The organism is Acidobacteriota bacterium (assembly GCA_003225175.1).
Lineage (GTDB): Bacteria > Acidobacteriota > Terriglobia > Terriglobales > Acidobacteriaceae > Gp1-AA112.
Window position 1 is genome coordinate 80,797 of record QIBA01000036.1, and the last position, 22,887, is coordinate 103,683.

23 protein-coding genes are annotated in these 22,887 nt (G+C 56.0%); 11 read left to right on the forward strand and 12 right to left on the reverse strand.

Annotated elements, in window-relative coordinates; all coding sequences use genetic code 11:
* Nucleotides 1-10 precede the first annotated feature (10 nt).
* The 5 genes from uraH to DMG62_06915 all read left to right on the forward strand — a co-directional run bounded on the left by uraH (nt 11) and on the right by DMG62_06915 (nt 5,211).
* On the forward strand, nt 11-358 hold the full coding sequence (gene uraH / locus DMG62_06895; protein ID PYY23703.1) for a hydroxyisourate hydrolase: 348 nt from the start codon (nt 11-13) through the stop codon (nt 356-358).
* A 3-nt stretch (nt 359-361) separates the two neighbouring features.
* Nucleotides 362-1,207 (forward strand): urate oxidase, encoded by an 846-nt coding sequence (gene pucL, locus DMG62_06900; GenBank protein PYY23704.1) that lies wholly within the window; start codon nt 362-364, stop codon nt 1,205-1,207.
* A gap of 80 nt (nt 1,208-1,287) precedes the next feature.
* Nucleotides 1,288-1,452, forward strand: coding sequence for a zinc ribbon domain-containing protein (locus tag DMG62_06905; protein ID PYY23705.1), 165 nt, complete (start codon nt 1,288-1,290; stop codon nt 1,450-1,452).
* A gap of 143 nt (nt 1,453-1,595) precedes the next feature.
* Nucleotides 1,596-2,966, forward strand: coding sequence for an L-serine ammonia-lyase (locus DMG62_06910; GenBank protein PYY23706.1), 1,371 nt, complete (start codon nt 1,596-1,598; stop codon nt 2,964-2,966).
* 397 nt (nt 2,967-3,363) lie between these two features.
* The gene (locus DMG62_06915) at nt 3,364-5,211 is read left to right on the forward strand and encodes a hypothetical protein (protein ID PYY23707.1); all 1,848 of its coding nucleotides are present in this window, start codon (nt 3,364-3,366) and stop codon (nt 5,209-5,211) included.
* A 40-nt stretch (nt 5,212-5,251) separates the two neighbouring features.
* Here DMG62_06915 and DMG62_06920 read toward each other — a convergent pair whose 3' ends face one another.
* Entirely contained in the window at nt 5,252-5,944 is a 693-nt protein-coding gene (locus tag DMG62_06920) for a CDP-alcohol phosphatidyltransferase family protein (protein ID PYY23708.1), read from the reverse strand.
* Nucleotides 5,945-6,448 (reverse strand): transcription elongation factor GreA, encoded by a 504-nt coding sequence (locus tag DMG62_06925; protein ID PYY23709.1) that lies wholly within the window; start codon nt 6,446-6,448, stop codon nt 5,945-5,947.
* Between the two features lie 339 nt (nt 6,449-6,787).
* Here DMG62_06925 and DMG62_06930 point away from each other — a divergent pair, with 339 nt between their 5' ends.
* Nucleotides 6,788-7,312, forward strand: a complete 525-nt coding sequence (locus DMG62_06930; GenBank protein PYY23710.1) for a CarD family transcriptional regulator — start codon at nt 6,788-6,790, stop codon at nt 7,310-7,312.
* A 30-nt stretch (nt 7,313-7,342) separates the two neighbouring features.
* Here the strand turns inward: DMG62_06930 and DMG62_06935 are convergent, their stop codons facing one another.
* Nucleotides 7,343-8,743 (reverse strand): hypothetical protein, encoded by a 1,401-nt coding sequence (locus DMG62_06935; GenBank protein PYY23711.1) that lies wholly within the window; start codon nt 8,741-8,743, stop codon nt 7,343-7,345.
* Between DMG62_06935 and DMG62_06940 the strand changes: the two genes are divergently transcribed.
* The gene (locus tag DMG62_06940; protein PYY23774.1) at nt 8,612-9,097 is read left to right on the forward strand and encodes a Holliday junction resolvase RuvX; all 486 of its coding nucleotides are present in this window, start codon (nt 8,612-8,614) and stop codon (nt 9,095-9,097) included. The genes DMG62_06935 and DMG62_06940 overlap by 132 nt on opposite strands.
* Nucleotides 9,098-9,191: 94 nt before the next feature.
* On the opposite strand, the gene DMG62_06945 is transcribed toward DMG62_06940, so the two are convergent.
* The 7 genes from DMG62_06945 to DMG62_06975 form a co-directional block, all read right to left on the reverse strand.
* Complete coding sequence (locus tag DMG62_06945) at nt 9,192-12,359, reverse strand: hypothetical protein (protein PYY23712.1); 3,168 nt, start codon at nt 12,357-12,359, stop codon at nt 9,192-9,194.
* A gap of 94 nt (nt 12,360-12,453) precedes the next feature.
* The gene (locus DMG62_06950; protein ID PYY23713.1) at nt 12,454-13,617 is read right to left on the reverse strand and encodes a peptidase S1; all 1,164 of its coding nucleotides are present in this window, start codon (nt 13,615-13,617) and stop codon (nt 12,454-12,456) included.
* Nucleotides 13,618-13,831: 214 nt separating this feature from the next.
* The gene (locus tag DMG62_06955) at nt 13,832-14,488 is read right to left on the reverse strand and encodes a dephospho-CoA kinase (GenBank protein ID PYY23714.1); all 657 of its coding nucleotides are present in this window, start codon (nt 14,486-14,488) and stop codon (nt 13,832-13,834) included.
* Complete coding sequence (locus DMG62_06960) at nt 14,485-15,432, reverse strand: bifunctional methylenetetrahydrofolate dehydrogenase/methenyltetrahydrofolate cyclohydrolase (protein PYY23715.1); 948 nt, start codon at nt 15,430-15,432, stop codon at nt 14,485-14,487. Before DMG62_06960 ends, DMG62_06955 begins: the two co-directional genes overlap by 4 nt.
* A 263-nt stretch (nt 15,433-15,695) precedes the next feature.
* Nucleotides 15,696-15,863 carry a hypothetical protein gene (locus DMG62_06965; protein ID PYY23716.1) on the reverse strand — a complete coding sequence of 56 codons (168 nt, stop codon included), beginning with the start codon at nt 15,861-15,863 and terminating at the stop codon, nt 15,696-15,698.
* A gap of 23 nt (nt 15,864-15,886) precedes the next feature.
* On the reverse strand, nt 15,887-17,161 hold the full coding sequence (locus tag DMG62_06970; GenBank protein PYY23717.1) for a hypothetical protein: 1,275 nt from the start codon (nt 17,159-17,161) through the stop codon (nt 15,887-15,889).
* Between the two features lie 70 nt (nt 17,162-17,231).
* A complete protein-coding gene (locus tag DMG62_06975) occupies nt 17,232-18,125 on the reverse strand; it encodes an RNA polymerase subunit sigma-70 (protein PYY23718.1) in 894 nt (297 codons plus the stop codon).
* Between the two features lie 131 nt (nt 18,126-18,256).
* On the opposite strand from DMG62_06975, the gene DMG62_06980 reads away from it, so the two are divergent.
* Both DMG62_06980 and DMG62_06985 read left to right on the forward strand, forming a co-directional pair.
* The gene (locus tag DMG62_06980) at nt 18,257-19,369 is read left to right on the forward strand and encodes a hypothetical protein (protein PYY23719.1); all 1,113 of its coding nucleotides are present in this window, start codon (nt 18,257-18,259) and stop codon (nt 19,367-19,369) included.
* 378 nt (nt 19,370-19,747) lie between these two features.
* Complete coding sequence (locus DMG62_06985; protein PYY23720.1) at nt 19,748-19,978, forward strand: hypothetical protein; 231 nt, start codon at nt 19,748-19,750, stop codon at nt 19,976-19,978.
* A gap of 134 nt (nt 19,979-20,112) precedes the next feature.
* Here DMG62_06985 and DMG62_06990 read toward each other — a convergent pair whose 3' ends face one another.
* Entirely contained in the window at nt 20,113-20,865 is a 753-nt protein-coding gene (locus DMG62_06990; GenBank protein ID PYY23721.1) for a hypothetical protein, read from the reverse strand.
* A 177-nt stretch (nt 20,866-21,042) separates the two neighbouring features.
* On the opposite strand from DMG62_06990, the gene DMG62_06995 reads away from it, so the two are divergent.
* The gene (locus tag DMG62_06995) at nt 21,043-21,402 is read left to right on the forward strand and encodes a cytochrome C (protein PYY23722.1); all 360 of its coding nucleotides are present in this window, start codon (nt 21,043-21,045) and stop codon (nt 21,400-21,402) included.
* Nucleotides 21,403-21,534: 132 nt separating this feature from the next.
* Nucleotides 21,535-22,464, forward strand: a complete 930-nt coding sequence (gene lipA, locus DMG62_07000; GenBank protein ID PYY23723.1) for a lipoyl synthase — start codon at nt 21,535-21,537, stop codon at nt 22,462-22,464.
* A 21-nt stretch (nt 22,465-22,485) separates the two neighbouring features.
* Here lipA and DMG62_07005 read toward each other — a convergent pair whose 3' ends face one another.
* Nucleotides 22,486-22,857 carry a hypothetical protein gene (locus DMG62_07005; protein PYY23724.1) on the reverse strand — a complete coding sequence of 124 codons (372 nt, stop codon included), beginning with the start codon at nt 22,855-22,857 and terminating at the stop codon, nt 22,486-22,488.
* Nucleotides 22,858-22,887: the final 30 nt, after the last annotated feature.

A 22,887-nucleotide genomic window follows, 5' to 3' on the forward strand; every position in this document is an offset into this window, starting at 1 on the left:
CTGAAATAACATGACCGACCGTTCCAGCCCGATTACGACTCACGTCCTCGATACGGCGCGAGGAGAACCGGCTGCCGGCATTCCGGTTTCACTTCATTTGCACTCGGACGGCACATGGCGAGAGCTTGCCCGCGGAGTGACGAACCGCGACGGACGACTGATGGATTTGCTTGGGGAATCGAAGCTGCAGCGAGGAAAATACCGGCTCACCTTCGAGACTGGTCACTATTTGTCCGGTCTGGGAGGTTCCTTCTTTCCCGAGGTAGAAGTAATCTTTGAGATCCACGATCCCGCGCAGCACTATCACGTTCCGCTATTGCTTAGTCCATACGGATACGCTACTTATCGAGGCAGCTAGCCGATGAGCTTCGAACTCATCGCCAACAACTATGGCAAGTCGCGCGTGCGCCTGCTGCGTGTTACTCGAAGCGGTGCGCAGCACGAGATCAAAGACATCTCTGTAGACATTCGCTTCGAGGGCGACTTCGATGCCGTGCACACGAAGGGAGACAACAGCAAGGTTCTACCCACCGACACGATGAAGAACACCGTGTATGCGCTGGCAGCACAGCATCCGGTGGGCGAGATAGAACACTTCGGAACGGGATTAGTATCCCACTTTCTCGCAAACAATGCGCAGGTCACTGCGGTGACTGTGAGCATCTCCGAACATCACTGGTCGCGCATTCCAGCCGAAGCGAAGCCGCACCCTACAGCGTTCATTTCGGGAGGCAACGAGCGTCGTACCGCTATTGCATCGGGAAGTCGCGAAAGAATGACTCTCTCAGCCGGAATCGAAGATCTCCTGGTCATGAGAACTGCAGGCTCCGCCTTTGACGGGTTCCTCAAGGATAGCTTTACGACTCTGCCGGAGACTCGAGATCGCATACTTGCAACCGTGGTGAAGGCAGAGTGGGACTATCGGGTTGAGGATGCTAGTTTTGGCTTGTGCTGGACAACGGTCCGAGAGGCGTTGTTGGAGACGTTCGCGAACCATGTGAGTGAATCTGTGCAGCACACGCTTTATGCGATGGCCGAAGCCGCCCTGGAACGCTGCGATCAACTCAGCGAGATACGTCTGTCAATGCCGAACAAACATCATTTGGCGTTCGATGTGTCCCGCTTTGGAATCGATAATCGCAATGAGGTTTTCGTTCCGACTGACGAACCGTACGGTATGATCGAGGCAACTCTACGGAGAACGTAGGGCTCGAGGAGAAAAGATCGGGCATCAGCTGGGTGTAGAATTTCTGGGCTGTGATTCTGCCGTGATCCGGGAGGTGCGGTATGCCTCGCTACGAATTCTTCTGCGAAGATTGCCAGAAGCCGTTCGAAATCATTCTTACTCTTAGCGAATACGAGAAAGGTGACGTGCACTGCCCAACCTGCGGCACGCAACACGTTCACCAGGATGCCACCGCGTTTTTCGCCGTGACGTCGAAAAAAAGCTGAGCTGTTGCTCAGGCTGATCTCGCTGCCTGGATGTGTTGTCCCATTCGGGGGCCTTCCCCAATCCGAGAGTGATTCCTCGTCTCAATTCCAAAGCAGCTACAATAATCGTTAAAGGGATCAGCAACTAGCTCTGATCGTCTGTCGTGAGAACCAGCATTTTTGAAATCTTCAAGATTGGTGTAGGGCCTTCGAGTTCCCATACTGGAGGCCCGATGCGGGCTGCTCGCGATTTCGTGGATCGCATCGCGCAAGCTGGAGATCTTGAAAAAGTTTCACGGCTCGGAATCGAGTTGTTTGGCTCCCTGGCACTAACCGGTCGAGGACACGCCACTGATCGCGCAATCATTCTTGGATTGCTCGGCGAGTGTCCGGCCGACGTCGATCCCGCCAACATCGAGTCTCTGGTTAACGAGGTTCGCAGCGGCAGAACGATTCGATTGCTGCATCGTCATCCGATCAGGTTTGAAGAAAGTACCGACCTCGTCTTTCGCACCACTGAGGTGCTACCAGGACACTCCAACGGTATGCGCTTCACCGCTTTTGCAGCGAATGGGTCTGTAGTCGATACGCAGATCTACTACTCGGTTGGCGGCGGCTTCATCAGCCGGGAGGGCGAAAAACCGAGTCATGCCATCGGGACAGTGAAACGAGCAGTACCGTATCCGTTCTCGAGCGCAGCTGACTTGCTCTGCATCGGTGAAGAGCGCCGAATCTCAATGTGGGAAATTGCGCTTGCGAATGAAAGGGTTTGGAGAAGTGAAGCAGAGATCAAGCAGCGACTCGACGAAATTCATCAAACGATGGAAGCCTGCATCGATCGAGGGTTGCGCACAGAAGGTATTCTCCCCGGTGGCCTTAGGGTCCGACGCCGCGCTCCCCATCTTTTTCAAAAGCTCAGCAAGCAGAGTAGCTCCGATCCGCTCGCCCCGATGGACTGGGTGAACGCCTTCGCCATGGCGGTCAACGAGGAGAACGCCGCGGGGGGTCGCGTCGTGACCGCTCCAACAAACGGTGCGGCTGGCATTATTCCGGCGGTTGGCCGCTATTATCTACGTTTCATTCGCGGCAGTACCCCTGAAGGTATATTTCGCTACTTACTCACTGCGGGTGCGATTGGGATCTTGTACAAAGAGAACGCTTCAATTTCTGGGGCGGAGGTGGGCTGCCAGGGAGAAGTTGGGGTTGCCTGCTCAATGGCAGCTGGGGGGTTAGTCGCAGCGCTCAGTGGCAGCAACGCGCAGATTGAATATGCAGCCGAAATCGGCATGGAACACAATCTCGGGATGACGTGCGATCCGATCGGCGGACTTGTCCAGATTCCTTGCATCGAGCGTAATGCTATGGGATCAGTGAAGGCCATCAATGCTGCCCGAATGGCGATGAGCGAGACCGGCGAACACAAAGTTTCCCTGGACCAGGTAATCGAGACAATGTATCGCACCGGCCAGGATATGCAATCTCGCTACAAAGAAACGTCACTCGGCGGACTCGCACTCAACATTATCGAGTGCTAGGAGGCGGCATCGATTTGACCGACTCTTCCCGCACATTCATCGGGCCGTAACACACTCAGAAGAAAAGGAAAGTTGGCACCAAAGGCGTCTGCGCGCCCCGCGACTGGCAACTTGCCAAGTTGCTGCTCCATCCGAGAACTCAGCACGTCACATTCTGGTGGTAGAGGGCCATATGTTTGGGTTTCGAGTCTGTCGTACGCTGGGCGCACTCATTGTATCGCTTTCATTGCTGCTGCTAATAGGTTGTTTGGGATTGAGCGGCAGTCACAACAATAACGGCGGAGGCAACCCCGTAACGAATCCAAATCCCAATCCGAACCCGAACCCAACGCCCACTCCAACTCCTACGCCAATTTCCACGAACCCCACGGCAACCATTACGGTGACACCGGCCACGGTGCAGCAGGGAGACAAGGTGACTGTGAGTTGGCAAACTCAGAATGCGACTTCCGTGTCCCTCGCCCAAAACGGGACACTCGTTCGGCTCGATGGTAATCCGCTGTCGTCGCCGGGAATGCAGTTTACACTCAACACAGTCGGGACCGCGACATTTACGCTGACGGCCACAGGGGCGGCAGGAACAAGTGCTGCGACTGCGTCGGGAACGGTTACCGTAACCGCTCCACCACCACCTGAAGGACCAACAGCTACTCTGACCGCCACTCCGACCACGGTCACGGCGGGACAATCGGTTACACTCCAGTGGACCACGAGCAACGCAAATTCCATCACATTGACCCAGAATGGGAAAGATGTCATGGTTGGCGCCGGACAAACCTCAACCGTTGTCACCTTGAACGATGTTGGAACCGTCAACTTCGTTCTAACCGTGACCGGCGCTCAAGGAGCCAGAGCGATAGCGCAAGCTTCGGTGCAGGTAACGCCTGCAACTTCGCCGGGAGATGTCAGGGCGGTGAATCACATCATCTTCCTGGCGCAGGAGAACCGCAGCTTCGATACCTATTTTGGCAAATTGAACGAATACCGGGCCAAGTTCGGGTTGCCCGCGGAAGTGGACGGACTGCCGGACGATTGCAGCAGCACGAACTCCGACTGGACTAAGCCCTGCGGAGCCATGAATAAAGCTCCGAATTCCGCGGGATTCCCCACGACTCCAATCTACGCCTTTCATCTCAAGACGATGTGCATTGAGAACACGAGCGCAGATTGGATCGTCTCCCGCTGGGCGTTTAACGCAGAAGACCCATCCTCCGATACTCCGCGGATGGACGGCTTTGTGATCGGCGCCGCCAGTGCGACGGCGGGAGCGCCCGGCACGAATCCCACAATTCCCGACAAACAAGGCATTCGTGCCATGGGCTTCTACACGGCACAGGATCTCGCGTATCACTACTGGCTCGCCACTCAGTTCGGTGTTTCGGATCGCTGGTTTGCTCCGGCGCCTGCCAGGACCGATCCCAATCGCTACTATCTCGTTGGAGCAACCTCGGGAGGATATGCGTATCCCATGGCGGGAAGCGAACCTACCATCCAAGGTCCGACAATATTCGATCGTCTGCAGGCCGCCGGAGTTTCCTGGAAGATCTACAGCGACGAACTGTACACATCGGCCGCCGCCTTCACAGGCTTTATGAGTAGATTCGGACCCAATGGCGCGAGCCCCCACATATTCAAGCTTGCACAGTTCGACACCGACGTTGCGAATGGAACACTCCCCGCCGTGGCGTACATCGAACGCGCTGACAACGACGAGCATCCCGGCGTCCTCGACAATATTCAAGCCGGCGTGAAAGACACCGCCCACTTTATCAACGAGCTGATGCACAGCTCAGCGTGGAAGGACTCGGTCTTCATCCTCACCTTCGACGAGGGCGGCGGTTTGTACGATCACGTGCCCCCTCCGACGAATGTACCCAGCCCTGATGGCATTAAACCGGTGGACATTTGTATTAGTGCTTCTGATCCACGATGTTCGAACGCGCACCTTACGCATGGAACTCCCCCATTTGACCCCGACGGGGACTTCACGCGCTTCGGATTCCGCGTTCCCACAATCGTGATTTCCCCGTTCAGCAGGCCACACTACGTCTCTCATCGACAGACGGATTCGACATCATGGCTGGCATTCGTGGAAACGCGATTCAACTTGAAGCCCTTGACGGCGCGCGATGCGTACGTGTCGAACCTGTTGGACTTCTTCGATTTCACCAACGCGCCGTGGAAGACGCCACCGAGCAATCCCCCGGGAACTCCAATTGGTGCGTGTTATGACGGGCTGCCGTAAAGGTGACGTAGAGGCGCAAGATTCTGAGTCTCTACTCAGATCAGGCAGAGATGGCGGGATTCAATTTGGGACGCTGTTCTTTCGGCTTTGACTCGGCCGCAATTGCCTGTGTCTTCAGTTCCTGCTCTGTCAGCGGCTTCATTTGCTGGTACGTGTACCACATTCGATGGATGACCGTGATAGTCGACAGCACTGCGATCACCCACAGCACCGGAGCCATACGGTTGAACAAAGCACCGATAAGCACCAGCACGATTCGCTCCGGCCGCTCGAGAAAGCCCACTTTGCAATTCGGGATCAGCGACTCTGCGCGGGCACGCGTGTAGCTGACCATCACTGAAGTTGTCATTACAATTCCCACGAGCACAACATAGAAAAAGTGATTTGCGCGGGCGTAGCAAACAAGCAATCCAAAGAAGAGCGCGATGTCGCTATAACGGTCGATCACTGAGTCGAAAAACGCGCCAAAGGTCGTGACTTGATGGGTGGCGCGCGCAACTCGGCCATCGACCATGTCAAAGATGCCGGCCGCGAGGATCACTAGCCCGGCATAGAAGAAAAGCCTGGGCTGGCTGTCGCCGCTCGCGTATCCAAAAAGCACGCCGGCAATGATGTTGATGACCAGCCCCGTGAACGTAAGGATGTTCGGCGAAATGCGCGTGAGTGAGAGTCCACGCACGATGGCGTAGAGAAGCTTCCCGCATCCTCGGCCGAATGCGCCGGTCCAGCTCATCTAGTGTCCGCCCGAAGCGCCATTGCTTTCGGCCTGCTCCTGATCGTGGATAGTTGCGAGCTTCAGAATTTCCAGCTCGCGCTTGCCTGTGGGAGTTACCACCTCTACGACGTCGCCGACGCGTTTTCCCATGAGACTCTTCCCGATCGGCGAGGTGGTCGAGATCTTCCCGAGGGTAACGTCGGATTCTTCGCTGGTGACCAGCGTGTATTCGATCTTCTCGTCCTTCGTATTGTCGAAAACCTCGATGATAGAGCCGAACGCTACGCGATCTTTGGGAATGTTGCTCAGGTTCACCAGCGACAGGTCGCCCATGCGTTTTTTGAGCTGGCCGAGGCGCGCGTTCACGAACTCCTGGCGCTGCTTAGCCATGTGGTACTCAGCGTTCTCGCTCAGGTCGCCGAGCGCTGCGGCCTTCTTGATTTCCTTTGGAAGCTCGTGGGCAAGCTCATGCTCCAGAGCCTTAATTTCTTCCAGCAATTTCTTCTTTACGTGTTCAGGCATGGACCTCGCCGTTCCATCCGCGCCCGAGCGACACGGTGGGGATCAGGAATTAGGACGATCTGAGCGACAATTCACCCTCCGCACTGGGAGGGGCGTACGCAGTATCGATAGATTTCCAAGCGATTATACTCCCCGCGACTCAGCCAATAAACAAAGCGACGCACCGACATTCACTCATCCCAAAGGACTTAACTAGACTGTCAGAAATTGGCGGCCTCGTTATCACAAGAAACGCATCATCTTGTCCGTAACACTGTGGAAAACATTGACTTAACGGCACTTTGGGCGTATCTTTGCACATATAGCAGTACCCCGGTTCCCCCGCCCAAAGGTGCCTCAATGAACCATGATTTCCACATCGGTGACAAGGTAGTTTATCCCAACCACGGCGTAGGCATAGTAGAGCAGATCAGCAGTCGGACAATTGGCAGCATGGTGCAGAAGTATTATGAGCTGCACATCAAGGCAAGCAATCTGAGAGTTACGATCCCCTTCAGTAACGTGGCAGCCGTTGGCCTTCGCCGAGTCATTAAGAGCGCCGATATCGACCAAATTCTCGACATTCTGATCAACAGTAAGTGCGAGAACCACGCCGACTGGAAGTTCCGGTTCAAGGAAAACTCCGAAAAAATGCGGACCGGTTCGCTGCTGGACGTGGCCTATGTGCTCAAGAGCCTCTTGGTGCTAAACCAGACCAAAGCTCTTTCTTTCCGCGAGAAAAAGATGCTGGAACGCGCCCGCTACCTGCTGGTCAGTGAGATGGCGATGGCCAGGAACGTGGAAGAGACAGAAATGGAAGCGCTTCTGAATCGCGCGCTGGCCAAAGTAAAGCTGAAATTCCCTGAAGTGACTGCTGACGCGTAAGAATTGGAGTCCCGCTGCGAAGGCGGGACTTTACCTGCCAGCTTCCCTAGCTTGCTTGTTACGCTCTGATCCTTCTCCGAGCAATTGGCCGAACGGCTGAAGCCCTTCCACGTTGTCGCACACGATCTTGATCGACCCGAGCACCGGAACGGCGAGAATCAGCCCCATCGCTCCCCAAATCCAGCCCCAGGTAAGCAGCCCCAACGTCACAGCCAGCGGATTAAGCTCCAGACGCCCGCCAAGCACCTTGGGATAGAGCACGTTCATTGAGAATACGTGCAGGCCAAAAATCAGCAGTGCAACTATTACGAATCCGCTGCCATGCAACACTCCCGCTCCTGACGCCACAGGCGGAAGGATGGCGAGGATGACACCTAGGTACGGAACCAGGCTCAAAAATCCGCTTATGAGGCCTAGAAAATAGAAATATGGCAAATGCAAAAAGGCAAAGCCGATTCCTGTGGCGACCGCCATGAATAAGCCGATGATGAAGTTGCCGACGATGAAGCCCTTCATCATCTCGGAGATCTTCCCTAAGGTCTGATACACGGTTAGCCGATTCTGGGGCGGAAAGAGCCGCACTGTCGACCGTCTCGCATGCTCTTGCCAAGTCAGCATGAAGTAGACGAGGAAGGGTATGAAGGCCACCGTAAGCAGTACTTCCCCCAAGTCGGCGATCTCTGCGCCGCCGACCAAGGAACTAAGTCCCCGCTCCTGCTGAACCTTCACTGGCACAGCATTCTTGTCATCCGTCGTGGGTGGAATCACGTTCTGAGCACTCTGGCGGATGTCCACCGCATTCTGCTGATACTTGCCAACCACCTTTCTGATTTCCGCAGACATCTTCGGCAGCTGATGAACAAAGTCGACGGCTCGCTGGTAGAAGAAGTACGTCAGGCCATAAAACATCGCCAGCACTAGTAACACCGCCAAAGCCGAACCAACGGTTCGAGCGATGCGGATCTTTGCGAAGCCCCGAACCAAAGGCTCCAGAATGAAAGCAATCAGGATTGAAGTGAAAATAGTTACCAGCACGAGTTTCGCAAAGTAGCAGATCGCAAGAGCAGCAAGCAGCGTAAGCGTGATTTGAGAAATAGTGGCTTTGCGAAGCTCCTCGTGGACGCCTTGGACGCCCTCTTCAAGGTCGAGCAACTCACTACCAGTTGGACTGGCAGCATGATTTTCGATAGCTATGGGGCCGCGCTGCCCTTCTTGTGCTTCTCGGTTTTTCCAGTCCGGCTTTGAGGGCATCGCAATCTCCGATGAAGGTAAGATGCCGAGCTCTCCTATAATCGCAGCATGGTGCATAGTGAAAATGCGACTTCCCATAGCTCTGGTCGCGTTTTGGGACTTGACGTTGGCGCTCGCCGCATCGGAATTGCGGTTTCCGATCCGCTGGGATTTACCGCGCAGGGGATCAGCACATTGCATCGCCGCAATCGAAGGTACGATCTCGCGGCATTACGAAAGCTCCTCGCGGAATACGAAATCAGCGAGATAGTAATAGGCAACCCGCTGCGTATGAGCGGACAGACCGGAACGCAGGCAGAGAAGATGGCTGATTTTGCGGGACATCTCGAGCAGGAGTTCTTACTCCCAGTTCACTTATGGGACGAGCGCCTGAGCACGGCTGAGGCCCATCGTCTGCTCGATGAGACGGGCATTCGCGATTCCCGGCGCAAACAAGTGATCGACAAAATGGCGGCAGTGCTGATCCTGCAGTCCTTCCTCGATGCACGCGCTGCAAAGAGCCAGTTCACCACAGAGGCACAGAGACACCGGTAGAGACGCAGCATGCTGCGCCTCCAACCATGCGCTTCAGGAAGACGCGACTGCATGAGAAACTACGCTCATCGTCGAAACGCAGCGTGCTGCGTCTCTACTTCAAACCCAGCTCTCTCGCCTTCGCCATCAAGTCATTCATCTGGCGAAGTGCCTCCGCCGTTGCGTCACCTGCTTGTTTTGTTGGCGGAGCGTCGGCGCTCTCAACAACTCCGAGCAAATGCGAGAGCGATGTGCTCACTCGACGCAGTGTGACGGCATTAGCAGCGGCTGCGCCTTCTTCATCCTCCTCGCCACGCGGGACTCCGGCGATAGCTATGAGCTTTCGATCCAATTCGGGATTGGGTTGCTGCTTCAATTGGGCGCGACGCTCATCGATTTGGCGGACTGTTTGACTGCTCTGTCGTAGGGAGTCGTAGATGCGCTTAGCGAGCGCGAACTGCTGGGCGTAGTCTTGAGCATTCGCTTTCACGCGGGGATCAACACGAACCTCTAATGGCTGCTCGTAGCTTTGTCCTGCAACTGTAAGGCGAATTCGATACGATCCCGGAACGACCAATGGGCCCCGCGGCAACGATTCTGTCTGTATATTGGCGACCGCCATCGCATATCCGCCACCGGCTGCCGGTGGAGCGTAGCGCAAATCCCAGATAAAACGATGCATCCCGGGTTCGGCAGAGAGCGTCTCCGGCCTCGGGAGCCAATAATCCGGGAATGGCGGAGGTGTACGCGGAGTGGATGGTCTGGCATTGCTCGAATAGCGGCGCACAAGCTGGCCCGATTGGTCGAGGATTTCGAGCGTGATCTCTTGCTGGTGCGATGGAGCCGCCCGATAGTAGATCACTGCTCCTGCAGGAGGATTCTCGCCTTGCGGTTCCTCCGGAGCAAGAGGTGTGTCATTGTTCACGCTGCGGCGAACTCTGACGGCCAACGCCGGTCTAAACAGGTAGCTGGTACTACCTGCCTTCTGAGCGAGTTCGCGCAATGGCGAGATATCGTCGAGCACCCAAAATGATCTTCCATGAGTCGCCGCTACAACATCGTTATTCTTGATAACCAAATCGTGAACAGGGGTATTCGGAAGGTTCTGCTGCAGCGTGTTCCAATGCGAACCATCGTCGACCGAAAAATAAACGCCGAATTCCGTTCCCGTTACGAGTAGGCCCTTGCTCATCTGATCTTCACGTACCGCGCGAGCAAATGCATTTGGAGCGATCCCGTCGACGATCTTCGTCCACGTCTTTCCGTAATCATGTGTGCGATAGAGCCACGGCGACATGTCATCCAGTCGATGACGATCCACGGCCGCATATGCCGTTCCCGCATCAAAGTGTCCAGCATCAATCAGGCTGATCTTGCTCCAGTCGCTCAGCCCTGAGGGCGTAACGTTCTCCCACGTCTTCCCATCATCCCGCGTGAGATAGATCATGCCGGTATCGCTGCCGGTCCAGATCACGTTGCCGTCAAGAGTCGAAGGTGCGACGGTGTAGATCGCGCCGTATCCCCGCGTCTTCGCGTTCTCAATCGTTGGCGGCCCGGACTGTGATGCGTTCGGATCGGCTCCCGTGAGATCAGGGCTTATGTGTTGCCAGCTCATGCCTCGATCCGTCGACCGCAGCAGGTACTGCGAGCCGAAGTACACCGTGTTCGGATCACGCGGTGACATCACGATTGGCGACGTCCACGTCGCGCGCAGCTTGCGCTGAAAGATCTCTGTGCCGAAGGCCTGCACGGGTTGCGGCGATACGTCTTGCGTTTGGCCGGTGAGCCGTTCAAAGCGCATCACTGGACCATACGGGTCGCCGCCATAGACAGTACTGCCATCTGGAGTGGGCGATATGTAGCCGCTTTCCCCTGCGCCAATCGAGTACCAGTTCCGGAATGTGATGCTCCCATAATCGCTGCGGCTCGCGGTGGATACGGTGCCGCTATCCTGCTGCGAACCATAGATGTGGTACGGAAACTCGTCGTCCGTAATCACGTGGTAGAACTGCGCCGTCGGCTGGTTGTACCAGGAGCTCCAGCTCTTGCCTCCATCGACGCTGATCGTCGCTCCCTGGTCGCTACCCGTGATCATCCGCTGAGGATTCGTAGGATCGATCCAGAGCGCGTGATAGTCATCGCCTCCGGGAGCGCCCTTGATCGCCTCCCAGCTCTTGCCGGCATCCTGCGTACGATAGAGCGACACGTTCGGAAGGTAAACAATGTCGGGGTTCTTAGGATCAATCGCAACTTCACCGAAGTACCAAAGCCTGCCGAGAATACGCGAGTCGGTCCCAATTCGGGACCAGCTAGTGCCGCCATCGTCTGAGCGGTAAAAGCCGGCTTGCTTTGAGTCTTTGTGATCCACAAGAGCGTAAATGCGCTTTCCACCAGTTCCGGCGGCAACTCGAATCCCAACGCGCCCCCAATCGCCGGCCGGCAGTCCACCCCCGTCCACCCTTGTCCAGTCGTCGCCGGCATCAGTTGATTTGTAGATCGCCCCATTGCCGTTATCGGGTGGATACTGACTCCACGGTGGACGTTGCACGTGCCACATAGCCGCATACAGCGTGCGCGAATCGTCAGGATCGAACGTGACGTCAATCGCGCCTCGCGTGTTGTCGATGAACAGAACTTTTTTCCAGCTGTTGCCGCCGTCGATTGACTTGAAGACTCCTCGTTCGGGATTGGCACCGTAGGCATGCCCGACCGCCGCGACCAGCACGATGTCTGGATCGTGCGGATCAACCACAATTCGCGCGATCTGCCGCGAGTCCTCGAGCCCGAAGTGCTGCCATGTAACGCCTGCGTCGGTACTCTTATAGATTCCATTGCCGGGAGAGAGATCAGATCGCAGATCGGGCTCGCCGGTGCCGACGTAGATAGTGTTCGGATCAGAAGCTGCGAGAGCGATGGCGCCAATCGAGGCGATGCTCTGGGCATCGAAGACTGGATTCCAAGTGACACCACCGTTAGTTGTCTTCCAAACCCCACCACCAACGGCGCCGAAGTAATAGACGTTAGGATTGCCAGGAATGCCCGCGACGGAGACGGTGCGTCCACCACGAAACGGACCGACCAGCCGCCAATGAAGCCCCTGATAGAGCTTGGGATCGAGCTGTTGACTGTTTATGACTGAAACGAGGAAGCTGACGAGGAGAAGAAAGACAAGAAAACGAGCGCGAATTGTCACCCGCGAAATTGTACAGGAGAGGCTGATAGTTCCCTGGAACAGGGGCCGACGCCCGCGCTCGCGCGGGTGTTTCTGCAACTCTCGCGCCAACCCGAGCCGTGACTATTTCTTCTTGGATTTCACTGGCCCTAACCGAACCTCAAAACCCGCGCGAGGGCGCGCGCCGCTCCTTAATTATTGCGCCCTAGGTTGCTCTCTGCGCTCCCCGCAGCTCGTCAAGCGTCACCTTCAGCGTGAGTCTCTGTTTGCCACGATAGACCGTTACTCTCACAGTATCACCGGAGTGATGATTGTCCAGTACGTTTTGGATGTCCTGCGGCGTCTCGATGTCCTGGTCATCGATCTGGACGATGAGATCTCCGCCGATATAGATCGGCGTATTCCCGAGATAGGCCCTTTCACGACCGCCACGTATGCCGGCTCTATCAGCAGCGCCGCCGGGAACTACCTGTTGAATGAGCACGCCGGAATCGGCAGCGAGTCCCATTTGGTCGGCCAGCTCGGGGCCAATTGGGAGCAATCCGGCGATTCCCAGACTGGGACGACGGACTCGCCCGAACTGTACCAGGTCATTGAGCACGGCTTTTGCTGAGTTAATGGGAATGGCAAAGCCTACGCCTGCGCTCTGTTCCGCACCCCCAGTCAGAATCATGCTGTTGATACCAATTACCTCGCCACGCGAGTTCAGCAGCGGACCTCCCGAGTTTCCGGGGTTGATAGCTGCATCGGTCTGAATGGCTTCATCGATCCCCGTTCCTTCTGGTCCGCGTACCGAGCGGATGGAACTGATGATGCCGCGAGTCATAGTCCCGCTGAGCCCAAAAGGATTTCCTATGGCATAAACCTTTTGTCCCACCTCGAGGCTGTGGGAGTCGCCCAGAGTAGCCGCCGAGAGACCCTTGGCGGGAATTTGAATCACTGCCAGATCCTTCTGGCGATCACTGCCGATGACCTCGGCACGATACTTCTTCTTGTTCCAAAGCGTGACCTCGACCTGACGTGCTCCGGCGATCACGTGATTGTTGGTGAGGATGTGGCCATCCGAATTAATGATGAATCCTGATCCTTGTCCTTGTTGCGGAACCGTCCCGTAGAAGAAGTCGAAGGCAACGGCGGTCGAGGTGATGTTGACTACTGTCGGAATCACCTTGCGATACACGCTGATGTTGTTCTGCTCTTCAGGATCGAAACTCGCGGGCGAGGCGGCCTCAGTGATTTCAACCTTATCGGGACGCGTGATCCAGCTCTTATCGACCGGAAGGCGAAAAACGAAATTTCCATGTGTGGTAACGAGATAAAAACCAAGAAGCAAAAAAACAGAAAAGACTAGTGGACGTAACGTTTTCATCAGAAACCTGCTTGTCACCTCAATCTGAGGTTACGTGGTTTCGGCCGCCCTCGGCCGGCACAAGGTTTGCGTAACCCATGCGTCGTAACAGCGAAAGGATCCCTTTCATGCAAAAGCTGAAAATGCCGAGTTCGTCCTGTTACTCCAACACATAGGAATCGCTAGCCTTGTACCGGCCGAGGGCAGCCGGAACCACATAATCTGATGCAACGGACTAAATCGAAGAGTGAATTCCCCTTCGCGCTGCTAGCTGTTGAAGCTCCTTGTAAATCCTGCTGACCTGGCGCTCGGTTTGCGAAAAGTCACCGGAATTGTCGATCACATAGTCTGCCGCTGTGATCTTTTCCTGATCGGATAATTGCGCTCCGATTCGCCGTTCAGCTTCGACGAGCGCTCTAGCATGTTCCAATTCGCTATCAGTACTGACAGTGCGAGTCGCAAAACGCTCGAGTTTTTGCTGCGGATTGCTGTTGACGACAAGCAGCTTGTCGAAATGCTTTCCCATTCCCGCTTCAAGAATGAGCGCAGCTTCGAATATGAGCACCGCGCGTGGATCGAACTCTGACATCTCCTCTATCCAACGCTCCAGCCGGGCTGCGACTGCCGGATGCACGACCCGATTCAACTCTTCGATTCGCCCGCTGCCAAATGCGATTTCAGCCAGTGTTGCGCGGTTGATGCTCTTGTCAGGATTGACGATAGACTTGCCGAAAAGTTTAATGATCTCTTCGTATACAGGTTCGCCGGGTTCCATTAGCTCGTGACCAACCTTGTCGGCGTACAGCACGTGGGCCCCGCGGTCTGCGAACATTTTTGCAACAGTCGTCTTACCACTCGCCAATCCGCCGGTGAGACCGACGCGCAAACTCATTGAACCGGTAGCCCGCGACGCAAACGCGCAGCCTTGACGGTGTTGGACATGAGCATCGCGATCGTTAGCGGGCCGACGCCGCCGGGCACTGGAGTGATAGCACCGGCAACTTCAGCAACGCGCGGATGAACGTCACCCACCAGCGTTGATCCCTTTTTCGCGAACTCTTCCTGACGCTTGGAATCGTCGCCGAAGTATTCGCGCACCTTCTGCTTGTCCATCACGCGATTAATTCCTACATCAATAACGGCGGCTCCTGGCTTGACCATGTCTGGCGTGACCAGCGCTGGCTTGCCGATCGCCGCAACGAGAATGTCGGCCTGTCTCGTATGTGCCGCAAGGTCGACCGTGCGGCTGTGACAGACCATCACCGTGGCGTTGCTGTTGATGAGCATCATCGCCACCGGCTTGCCAACGATGTCACTGCGGCCCAACACGACTGCGTCGCGTCCGAAGATTTCGATGTTGCTGCGCTTGAGGATCTCGATCACTCCTGCGGGCGTGCAGGGAATCAACCCGGGACGCTGCGTAGACAGATTCCCGACGTTCACTGGATGAAAACCATCAACATCTTTCTCGGGCGAGACCGCGAGCAGCACTCGTTTTGAATCCACCTGCGGCGGCAATGGGAGCTGCACGAGGATGCCGTCAATGTCATCGCGGCGATTCAGGTCGTTGACGAGCTTGAGCATTTCATCGGTTGTCACTGAAGCTGGCGGCATGAATCTGTCGCTGTAAATGCCAAGGTGCTCGCATGCCCGTACCTTGTTGCGAACGTAGATCTCGGAGGCAGGATCATTCCCAGCCAAGACAGCCGCCAAGCCGGGCCGAATGCCTTGGGCCGCTAGTTCCTTTACCTGCGCAGCCACTTCCTCTTTGATTTGCGCAGCGATCCTGGTGCCGTCGAGTATGACGGCTAGAGCGTGTGAAGTCTCCGTTGGCATGAACGATCAGTTTAAACGAGTAGCTCTTATGTATTCATCCAAAAGCCAACGTGTATTCACCAAGGAGCCAGCGTAGTTCCGGTAGTCTCGGCCGGTACAAGCGTTGACGAATAAACGCGATCTATTCAAGCAAGAAACGCAATGCGAATTGAAAAATCTGGCAGTATGCCGAGTTAGTCGTATCACTGCAAACTAGGGGATTGCCGACTTGTACGAGCCGAGGGGGCGGAGCCACGTTGCTGACTAGCTCGGCGACCGGGCTATCAACCCTGCTTTGCTTTTTCGACGAGCATGACGGGAATATCCTCGACGATCGGATACACGCGGCCACAGGCTCCACATCGCAAGCCGTCCTGCTTTTCGGTTAGCTTCACGGGCTGCTTACAGGCCGGACAGACGAGAATATCCAGAAGTTGCTGCGAAACGGGCATAGTTGAATTCTAACGGACAGACGCTACGGCCTATTCCAGCTCTTCCCGCCATCGCCCGTGCTCCACGTGCCATCTGTAGTGACGACTGTGAGGCTGCCGAGACCGGCAAGGTTCACTCGCTCGATGGATCCTTGCCAAGGGCCGTCGATGGTCTTCCAGGATTCTCCTGCATCTGAGCTGTGAAAGAGCAGCGAACGAGGTTGCACATTTTTGGGAGTGGGAGCGAACTGCAAGCCTGCTGCCCAAACTTCGATACCTTCGGCCGCGACCGCGCGGATTATCGCCCCGGATAGGGGTTCGACAACGGTCAAGGTGCCGTCAAGCGCGCGGCGTTGAAGCTTGCCCGCGGCCGAGATCGTCCAGTGCACAAATCCCAGCATGCCGTAAGCACGCTTCGTCTTTGCCACAGATCCAGGAGTCGCTGCGGCGTTCAGAGCTTTGGCCGGTACGAATTGAGTGTGCGTAGAAGCTGAGTTCGCGGATCCAGCCACTTCCGAGGTCTCGCCATATGGCTTTCCCGACGGATTCCCCGCAACGACGCCACCCGACTCCTGAGCTACGTTTGCGTCAGCCGTCACAGAAGTAGATGGCGGTGGTGCGGGGGCAGCGGACGCTTCCTGCACGACGGAAGCTCGATCGCGCTTAAGCGCAAATTGAGCTTCAGGCGCCGGCGGAAGAGCCTTCGCGCGGGCGTCGTATTCGTCTTTGCTGCCAACGAAGGGTGCAGACGTTGAAAGTGCGCCCGGCATGGCTCCCGCAAGCGGCGCCGACTTCGTTGCCCGGTCTCGCCTGAGTTCCTGTTTCTGAGCGATGGTCGAATGTAGCTGGACCGCAGGCGCGGAGGACCTGTCGTTCAATTCCGGCTTGTCTGTGGTTTTGTTTTCTTTAACGCCCGGTTCCGGATTCACGGGAGGATTGGGGGCTTTCTCCTGTGCAAGCTTGAGCGTCGCGTGCGGGTTGGAACCCGCTTCGCGCTCGTAAGCGATCACACCAACTCCCACTACTACGGCCAATCCCACCGCCAACCCGGCCCAACGCATTGCCATCGGAAATTCGAAAATAGAGGCGCGCCCGACGCTCGCCTTCTCCGCACTTGCCACAGCCGCTTCCGGTGTCGCCAGCGCTACTGCCTGGCGACATTCCGGGCAGACGGAAAGGTGCGCCAGCACAGTTTCGTGCTGGGCGCTGGTCAGAGCCTGCTCAACAAACGCGATCAAGGCATTCGACGAGGGGTGTGCGGCCTCCGCTGATTGCATTGCATCGAGCCGCTGTTTCAGTATGTTACTAAACCGATCCAAGCTGCCTCAATTCTGATCGTTGATAGTGGAACGTGCAAAAACTTAAATCTTGCAACTGCGCACGCCAAAATTACGGGCTGTTCTCCGCCGGCGGATGTAAACGCGCCGCCACGTCCAGCTCCAAATCACGAACATCTATCTCCAAAGCCTCTTCCGCCTGGCGACGGCTCATCCCACGCCGTTCCAATCCCTTGCGAAGCCGCTTACGGATTCCAGAGAGCAGCTTGTCCATTTTCCTGCTGATTGTGGACTCGTGCACACCCAGTGTTCGTCCTATCTCCGCTAGCCGTCGTCCGTCTAGAAAGTAGGAGGAGAGCAGAAAACGCTCTTCGGTGGAAAGGCTCGTGAGAACTTCGTCCGTGGCCTCCTTAATTCTTGAGTCTGTCGCAGACGCAGCCGGGCCCGGCGCTGCGGGAAATTGCCTCCCGTGCTCTTCTTCCTCTTCTTCAATGCTGACGAAACGCTTGCCGGCACGAATCTGATTTATGTAGCTCTGCGCCAGCACCATGCGCAGCCATCCGGCGAGAGATCCTCGTCCTGAGTAGAGCGCCAGCTTTGAGCGCCGATCCTCCATGGGACCAAGTCCGTAGAGCTCCGCATAGAGCGAGTCGGCCAACTCGCGTCCGGTAGTCTCGTTGCGAGTGATGCTGCGCGCTGACTGGTAGATCGATTCGCGGTACTTAGTCAGAAACACATCCCAGGCGTGTTGATTACCAACGGCACAGCCATTTGCCAAGGCAAGCTCATCAAGCTTGAGCGTGCCAAGAAACGCGCTGATCTGCTCTTTACCGGCACCAGCTATGCCTTCGGTCCGGTGCACCACGTTGTGCAAGATTACCGTAAACTGCGCCAAAGTGAGCGCATAAGCCGAGCCGCCGCTGCGTGCAAAGAGCTCCGCCGCAAGGCGAGCATCGATCGGGGTGTTGGTTACCCCTTCGGCGTTGCTGGTCTGAACTACAGACATGATTCACCAAGACTTGTGGCCAAGGCGGATGGTAGCAAATTTCTTTGCAAGCCCATGCTCCATCGACGTTCTTCTCTCATCGACGCGCAGGGCTCGCCCCCAAAGCCTCTGCCCGCCACCGGAGGAGAGCCATGTCCCGGTCTGCGTTTTCCCGATTTGGCCTAGGGGTTCTGGTTGTCACATTTGCGTGTTCATCGTTGGTGTGGGGTGGCACTGCAAGTCCAAATTACAAAGTCTTAAACCCAATCTCACACGGAAATCTCACAATTTTTCCCGTCGTGACTTCGATCACTCACGATACCAGCCGCTTCATCACCCTCGATGAGGGAATTCGATCCGGAGAGGTTGTCGTCACCGAGGGTGGCCGCACGAGCGGACTTATTCGAGGTCCGCAGCACCGAATTCCTGTATCCCGAGCGCAGGTGAACACCCTCGTTCTGGTGAACAATTCCAAGCGGCCGCTCATCCTGCTTGCGGGAGAGATTGTCATTGGAGGAAAGCAGGACCGAGTGGTTGCTAAAGATCGCGTAATTCCGGCTGAGAGCGATCCCGTAGATTTCGGAGTTTTTTGCGTCGAGCCAGGGCGCTGGACGGAAACGTCGGCTCAGTTCTCCACGATGAAATCGCAGATGGCTCAGCCGAGCGTGCGCAAGGAAGCTATGGTCGCGCAGGATCAGCATCGGGTCTGGAGTTCGGTGGGTGAGGCGAACGGCGCAATCGCTGGGGCGCTAGCCGGCAGTCCTGCAGCCATGCCGGGACACCCTCCTTCCTCCTATGCAAAAACCTTCAACGACGAACGAGTGCGCAAAGCTATCGCCGATCAAGCTGCTCCGGTTGAGCAGTCCTATAGCTCTTCGATCAGCCAGCTCCGCGATCAGCACGCAGTTGGTGTGGTTGTCGCGATTTGCGGAAGACTCATATGGGCCGACCTTTTCGCCAGCACAGCATTGCTCGAGAAGTATTGGCCAAAGCTGGTGCGTTCTTACGCGGCCGAAGCCATCACGACTCAACGCGCTGCCAAACCGGCAACGGTTTCCGACGCGCAGCAGTTCCTGGATCGAACCGAGGGCAATCGAGAGGTAATCGAGAACGAGCCCGGTATTTATCGGCAGTCCGAGACGATCGCGCCGAATTTCAAGCTGTTCACTTTGGCGTCGTTGCTGCCGGGCACTGGGTTCGATCTTCATATCAGCAAAATTGCCGATGTGAACGGCTACAGTCCCGAAATAGGAAAACTGCAGTAAGAATCGCAGAAAATTCGGGACGGTTTACAGCGGACAGGGCACCGGAAGGGAGGACGTGGAGGAAATCTCTTTCGGCGATTCGAAAGGCATTGCGGTTACGCGTTTTCCGAGATGCCTGGAGTCAAGAGATGCCGCCCTGTCCACTGTAACCTGTCCGCTGTTCGCTGTGCTCTTCAGAAACCGAGCTGGCGTTGCTTACGTACAGTTAATATGCGGGTCGAAGAGGTAGCGGGACGAAAGTAATGAGGCAGGCAACCTAAGTCATAGCACCACAGATACTTACTTTCGTGACCAGCTGGAAACGAATCTGCAACAAATGTCAAGCCAACTGAGTCTAATGTTGCAGGTAGCAAAAGTAGGGTCGGAGGTGACCTGAAAATGATGGTGGAAAAGTTCTCAATCGCCGAATTATCCGCTCTGCGTAACGAACTAATGCAGAATGGGCTGGATTCATGGCAGGCGGCAGAGCTGTTCCACGTGTTTCTGTCAGGCCGTGGCTACGGCGTATCTTCGGATGCGGCCGTTGATGCGGCTACGCGCGTCGAGGAATCGGGCTGCTCGATTGATGTACTGCAGCGCGAACTCGAGAGCCTTGCCATGGTGATGTAATCCGGTCAAACAAGATTGTTCCGCTCCGCTGGCGGTGAGGCTGACGGACAGGACATGCAAGGACGAGCCGGGAGAACCTGCCCGGCTCTTTGCTTTTGCGCTGATTTTTAATATACGGACAGCTTCGGAGATGGTTAGAGGTTGAGATAAAACGTGGCGCCCGATTGTCCCTTTTTGCCGTCCACAACCGGATGCCTCAAAGCGGAAAAACTGAACTGCTTGGATTCCCGAAATGGGGATGGAGTGAGGCGGCACTCGTCTCCTTTGCGGGTGACCGTAATTGTCGGCTTCTCGAACTTAACGGTTTGTGAGGAGCCACAACACAGGTACAGGGAAAGCGCATCGCAAAATTGCAGGGCATCGACGAGTCCTTCCAGAGAGGATTCATCTCGATCAACCCTGGCCTTCAATTTCTGTTGTCGCTGTTTTTCCCGTTTGCGAAATGCTTCTACCTGAGCTTCCGCTCTCTGCTCGGCAAAAAGCGACAATCTCTCGAAATGCCGGCTCACTAAATATCCGCCAATCGGAGCAAATTTCGCAGCAGTCTCGATGGATCCAGTCCACGCCTGAAGAAAACGATCGACCGAGACGTCGAGAAAACTTGAAGGCTTTTGCTTCGGCTGGAGCCGGAGGCGCTGAATCTGCTCGGCGTCATCCATGCTCCATCCGGTATCGTGCAGCGCGATGGAACGCGCGACTGTCTTATCAATCGGGCCGAATAAATCGTCGTGTAGACTCGCTGCTAAGTCTCCGGCAAGAGCTGCGTGTGAAGGCTGCGTAACAAGCCAGTAATCAGACGCGGTTTGCTTCAGCCGTGACTGAATCGCAGGCCAGGGCGCGCTGGGTGTTGCCGAGAGCTTTTCGTCGGTAATAGGAAAGAGCACCATATCGTGGATCCGGCCGCCCTCGGCCGGGTTTTGACTCTGGTTCGAATCGTATTCTTTTGAGGAAACTTGATCCTGGTACCCTTAGAACGCGTGTTTCCAGATGCAAACACCGTGCCGAGGGCGGCCGCATCCACGTGACTCCTTTGCAGCCCATGCTGCACCGTTGATAATAGATGATTGAGACTCCACTATAAGCGCCTACTAGCCGCTTCACTCTCCATCATCGCGTTCAGCCTTACAGCCTGCGATTCGTCATCCTCCGCCTCCCGGCACCCGTTAACCATCGAAGAGCAACATGGACGCGAGGTTTTTCAAGCGAGCTGCGCCATCTGTCACAACGCCTACAAAGAGGAGCCACTGCAAGGGCCGCCTCTTGTTGGCATGTTCCGCAAGCAAGCTCTTCCCAGCGGAATGCCGGCAACTGACCCACATGTGCGAGAGACGATCATGACGGGCCGCCGCAACATGCCGCCCTTCAATGCTGTACTGGATGAGAAGCAGCTTAATGACTTGATGGCGTTCCTGCACACCTTGTAGCGTACTCGCGTGAAACGCCATCTGATCTGCGTGAATCCACAAATCTGCGTTCATCTGCGTGAGTTTTTGGGTTTGCGCTTGCACCCCTGCAAGCAGCTCCAACAGTGCCCACAGGTACAATAAAGACAACCGATGTCTGCGACATCCCAACTCGTTCAAATCGATCTTGCGCCACGTGTGCCGAAGCCCAAGCCTGAATGGCTGAAGGCGCGCGCGCCGATGGGAGACAACTATCACGAGCTCAAAAAGCTCGCGCGCAAACTCGAGTTGCACACCGTGTGTGAGTCAGCGCAGTGTCCCAACATCGGCGAATGCTGGAACCACCGCACGGCGACTTTCATGCTGCTTGGGAATTTGTGCACTCGCCGTTGCGGATTCTGCGCGGTTCCCAAAGGCAAGCCGAAAGCGATTGATTTCGACGAGCCGCGCCGCGTGGCCGAAGCCGTTGCAACACTGGGCTTGAAACATGCCGTCATCACGAGCGTGAATCGCGATGACGACAATATCGGAGCAGCCAAGGTTTTTGCCGATACAATTCGCGAAATCAGACTGCAAGCTCCTGGGTGCCAGATGGAAGTGCTGATTCCAGACTTCCAGGGCCGCGAAGATGCACTGAACATTGTTCTCGAAGCCCGTCCCGAGGTGCTGAATCACAACACTGAGACGGTGCCGCGTCTCTATCGTGCCGTGCGCTCCGGCGCACGCTACCAGCGCACGCTCAAGCTGCTGGAAAACGTTAAGAAATTTGCGCCCAGCATGGTCTCAAAGACCGGAGTGATGGTCGGCATCGGCGAAACCATGGACGAGCTGCTTGAAGTATTCCGCGATCTCGCAGCGATCAAAGTCAACATCCTCACCATCGGGCAATATCTGCGTCCCTCACGCGATCACCTGCCAATGACGCGCTACTACCATCCTGATGAATTTCGCCTCATGAAAGAAGAAGCCCTCAAGATGGGCTTCCGCCACGTGGAGTCAGGGCCGCTGGTGCGCTCCAGCTATCATGCGCATGAACAGGCAGAGTCGACGGGATTGGTGGCGGTAACCTCGCTAATGCAATAAGTGCTGGGGTTGACCGTCGATTCATTGCGACCCTTGTCTCGTCTTCTCTTGCGCTACCACCGGCCGAATCTCGATGGATCCGTCGCGTGCGCTGGGAATCTGGGCAGCGATAGTAATGGCCTCATTGAGATCGCTGGCATTCACCAGAAAGTAGCCGGCCAGTTGTTCCTTTGTTTCGGCAAAAGGACCATCCGTAATGGTTTGATGCCCATCGCGTACCCGTACCGTTGTGGCTGTTGTCGTAGGTTTGAGCTCGTCACCAGCGATGAATTTTCCCGCTCCAGCGAGCTGCTGAATAAGCTCGCGGTACTCCCGGTAAACGCTCGCCTGTTGTGGCGGATCAAGCTTTTCCCACTCCAATTCGGTCTGGTAGATCAGCAACAGATATTGCATAACCTCTCCTACCCGTACGACGAGTGGGCA